Source organism: Kribbella orskensis (assembly GCF_004342085.1).
Taxonomy (GTDB): Bacteria; Actinomycetota; Actinomycetes; order Propionibacteriales; family Kribbellaceae; genus Kribbella; species Kribbella orskensis.
This window is the reverse complement of record NZ_SLWM01000061.1, coordinates 1-4,452: the sequence shown is the minus strand read 5'-3', so window position 1 is coordinate 4,452 and position 4,452 is coordinate 1. Positions and strand designations below refer to the sequence as shown.

The 4,452-nt window shown below is 56.5% G+C and carries 2 rRNA genes; both read left to right on the top strand.

What is annotated here, in order from left to right:
- Nucleotides 1-3: 3 nt before the first annotated feature.
- Nucleotides 4-1,521: ribosomal RNA gene (locus EV644_RS44240) — 16S ribosomal RNA — on the top strand.
- 477 nt (nucleotides 1,522-1,998) lie between these two features.
- Nucleotides 1,999-4,452 (top strand): 23S ribosomal RNA (locus EV644_RS44235); the annotation flags it as partial.

The following is a 4,452-nucleotide window of genomic DNA, read 5'->3' as shown; positions in this document are numbered from 1 at the left end:
ATTTCAACGGAGAGTTTGATCCTGGCTCAGGACGAACGCTGGCGGCGTGCTTAACACATGCAAGTCGAGCGGTAAGGCCCTTCGGGGTACACGAGCGGCGAACGGGTGAGTAACACGTGAGCAACCTACCCTCAACTTCGGGATAAGCCTCGGAAACGGGGTCTAATACCGGATATCACTTCTGCCTTCATGGGTGGGGGTTGAAAGTTCTGGCGGTTGGGGATGGGCTCGCGGCCTATCAGCTTGTTGGTGGGGTAATGGCCTACCAAGGCGTCGACGGGTAGCCGGCCTGAGAGGGCGACCGGCCACACTGGGACTGAGACACGGCCCAGACTCCTACGGGAGGCAGCAGTGGGGAATATTGCGCAATGGACGAAAGTCTGACGCAGCAACGCCGCGTGAGGGATGACGGCCTTCGGGTTGTAAACCTCTTTCAGCAGGGACGAAGCGAGAGTGACGGTACCTGCAGAAGAAGGACCGGCCAACTACGTGCCAGCAGCCGCGGTAATACGTAGGGTCCGAGCGTTGTCCGGAATTATTGGGCGTAAAGGGCTCGTAGGCGGTTCGTCACGTCGGGAGTGAAAACTCGGAGCTCAACTCCGAGCCTGCTTCCGATACGGGCAGACTAGAGGTAGGCAGGGGAGAGCGGAACTCCTGGTGTAGCGGTGGAATGCGCAGATATCAGGAAGAACACCGGTGGCGAAGGCGGCTCTCTGGGCCTTACCTGACGCTGAGGAGCGAAAGCGTGGGTAGCGAACAGGATTAGATACCCTGGTAGTCCACGCCGTAAACGTTGGGCGCTAGGTGTGGGGGACATTCCACGTCCTCCGTGCCGCAGCTAACGCATTAAGCGCCCCGCCTGGGGAGTACGGCCGCAAGGCTAAAACTCAAAGGAATTGACGGGGGCCCGCACAAGCGGCGGAGCATGCGGATTAATTCGATGCAACGCGAAGAACCTTACCTGGGTTTGACATATAGGGAAATCCTCCAGAGATGGGGGGTCCGTAAGGGTCCTATACAGGTGGTGCATGGCTGTCGTCAGCTCGTGTCGTGAGATGTTGGGTTAAGTCCCGCAACGAGCGCAACCCTCGTCCTATGTTGCCAGCACGTTATGGTGGGGACTCATAGGAGACTGCCGGGGTCAACTCGGAGGAAGGTGGGGATGACGTCAAGTCATCATGCCCCTTATGTCCAGGGCTTCACGCATGCTACAATGGCCGGTACAAAGGGCTGCGATACCGCAAGGTGGAGCGAATCCCAAAAAGCCGGTCTCAGTTCGGATTGGGGTCTGCAACTCGACCCCATGAAGTCGGAGTCGCTAGTAATCGCAGATCAGCAACGCTGCGGTGAATACGTTCCCGGGCCTTGTACACACCGCCCGTCACGTCATGAAAGTCGGCAACACCCGAAGCCGGTGGCCTAACCCCTTGTGGGAGGGAGCCGTCGAAGGTGGGGCTGGCGATTAGGACGAAGTCGTAACAAGGTAGCCGTACCGGAAGGTGCGGCTGGATCACCTCCTTTCTAAGGAGCACTGGCAGCCATGGCCCGTCAGGGGGTGGTTGTCTACTCGTCGTTGCCAGGACGTTCGTTCCTGGGCGACGGTGCTTCGGACTGTGGAACATTGACCATTAGGCCTGGAACCTGATCGATCGTCGCTAGTACTACTCAACTTGTTGGGTGTGGAACGTGACCGAGATGAGGGGAAGGGCCGAGGCGCGCTGTTGGGTCCTGAGGAATCGGGCCGATCCTGAGTGATCAGGTTGGACTGGTTTTTCTGGGTCACTTGCTGCACCGATGGGATCCTTGCGGATCGTTGTCGGTGTGGTTGTGTGGCTGGGGCCGGCCTTCACCAAACCGCTGTGAAGGGTCTCCTGGAGGGGTGTTTGTTCCCTCTCTATTGGTGGCTTGGAACGGTAGGTGGTGGTTGGGGCTGGTTTTCCTGCCCGTATTTTGAGAACTGTATAGTGGACGCGAGCATCTTTGTAGTTTTTTGTTGTGTGACAAGCTACTAAGGGCAATCGGTGGATGTCTAGGCACCAAGAGCCGATGAAGGACGTAGGAGCCTGCGATAAGCCCCGGGGAGTTGGCAACCAAGCTGTGATCCGGGGGTGTCCGAATGGGGAAACCCAGCTGGCACTCTAAAGCCAGTTACCAGTGCCTGAACACATAGGGTTCTGGAGGGAACGCGGGGAAGTGAAACATCTCAGTACCCGCAGGAAGAGAAAACAATAGTGATTCCGTGAGTAGTGGCGAGCGAAAGCGGATGAGGCTAAACCATGTGCGTGTGATAGCCGGCGTGTGTTGCGTACATGGGGTTGTGGGAGCATTCAGGCCTCAATGCCGTGGGGTCGGGGAGTTATAAATCATCGTTGAAGTCGAATTTTCTGGAAAGTTGAGCCGTAGTGGGTAATAGCCCCGTAGGCGTAAGACGATGACTTCCGAGTGTTTTCCCAAGTAGCACGGGACTCTTGAAATCCCGTGTGAATCTGGCGGGACCACCCGCTAAGCCTAAATACTTCTTGGTGACCGATAGCGGACTAGTACCGTGAGGGAAAGATGAAAAGTACCCCGGGAGGGGAGTGAAATAGTACCTGAAACCGGTTGCCTACAATCCGTCGGAGCGCTCACCTTGTGTGGGTGTGACGGCGTGCCTTTTGAAGAATGAGCCTGCGAGTTAGTGGTATGTGGCGAGGTTAACCCGTGTGGGGTAGCCGTAGCGAAAGCGAGTCTGAACAGGGCGAAATAGTCGCATGCTCTAGACCCGAAGCGGAGTGATCTATCCATGGGCAGGTTGAAGCGCGGGTAAGACCGCGTGGAGGACCGAACCCACCAGGGTTGAAAACCTGGGGGATGACCTGTGGATAGGGGTGAAAGGCCAATCAAACTCCGTGATAGCTGGTTCTCCCCGAAATGCATATAGGTGCAGCGTCGCGTGTTTCTTACCGGAGGTAGAGCACTGGATGGTCTAGGGGGCTTACCGGCTTACCGAAATCAGCCAAACTCCGAATGCCGGTAAGTGAGAGCGCGGCAGTGAGACTGCGGGGGATAAGCTCCGTAGTCGAGAGGGAAACAGCCCAGATCACCAGCTAAGGCCCCTAAGCGATTGCTAAGTGGAAAAGGATGTGGAGTTGCCCAGACAACCAGGAGGTTGGCTTAGAAGCAGCCACCCTTGAAAGAGTGCGTAATAGCTCACTGGTCAAGTGATTCCGCGCCGACAATGTAGCGGGGCTCAAGCAATCCGCCGAAGCTGTGGCATTCACATTTGTACCCGGCGACACTTTCGGGTGTGGTCCAGGTGTGTGGATGGGTAGGGGAGCGTCGTGCAGCGTGTGAAGCAGCAGAGTGATCTAGTTGTGGATGCTGCACGAGTGAGAATGCAGGCATGAGTAGCGAATGACGGGTGAGAAACCCGTCCGCCGAATGATCAAGGGTTCCAGGGTCAAGCTAATCTGCCCTGGGTAAGTCGGGACCTAAGGCGAGGCCGACAGGCGTAGTCGATGGACAACGGGTTGATATTCCCGTACCGGCATTAACACGACCCGACCGAACCTGGTGATGCTAAGGGACGGAAGCTGCAAGGCCTTCGGGCTGCGTGGTGGATGTTTCGACCCGAGCTGGTATTAGGTGCACTAAGGAGTGACGCAGGAGGGTAGTCCAACCGCGGCGATGGTAGGCGCAAGCTGATCCGCGGGCAAGGTGGTAGGGCGAGGCATAGGCAAATCCGTGTCTCATATAGCCTGAGAGCCGAGGCGGACCCGTTCAGGGGAAGTGGATGATCCCATGCTGCCGAGAAAAACTTCGTAGTGAGTGTTAGAGCCGCCCGTACCCCAAACCGACACAGGTGATCAGGTAGAGAATACCAAGGCGATCGAGTGAACCATGGTTAAGGAACTCGGCAAAATGCCCCCGTAACTTCGGGAGAAGGGGGGCCTGATGCGTTACACGGCTTGCCCGTGGAAGCGTTGATGGCCGCAGAGACCAGGCCCAAGCGACTGTTTACTAAAAACACAGGTCCGTGCGAAGAAGTAATTCGATGTATACGGACTGACGCCTGCCCGGTGCTGGAACGTTAAGGGGACAGGTTAGCTGGTTTAGGCCGGCGAAGCTTTGAACTTAAGCGCCAGTAAACGGCGGTGGTAACTATAACCATCCTAAGGTAGCGAAATTCCTTGTCGGGTAAGTTCCGACCTGCACGAATGGCGTAACGACTTGGGCGCTGTCTCAACCATGGACTCGGCGAAATTGCATTACGAGTAAAGATGCTCGTTACGCGCAGCAGGACGGAAAGACCCCGGGACCTTTACTACAACTTGGTATTGGTGGTCGGTACAACTTGTGTAGGATAGGTGGGAGACTGTGAAGCCCGGACGCCAGTTCGGGTGGAGTCATCGTTGAAATACCACTCTGGTTGTTCTGGCTGTCTAACTTCGGTCCATTATCTGGATCAGGGAC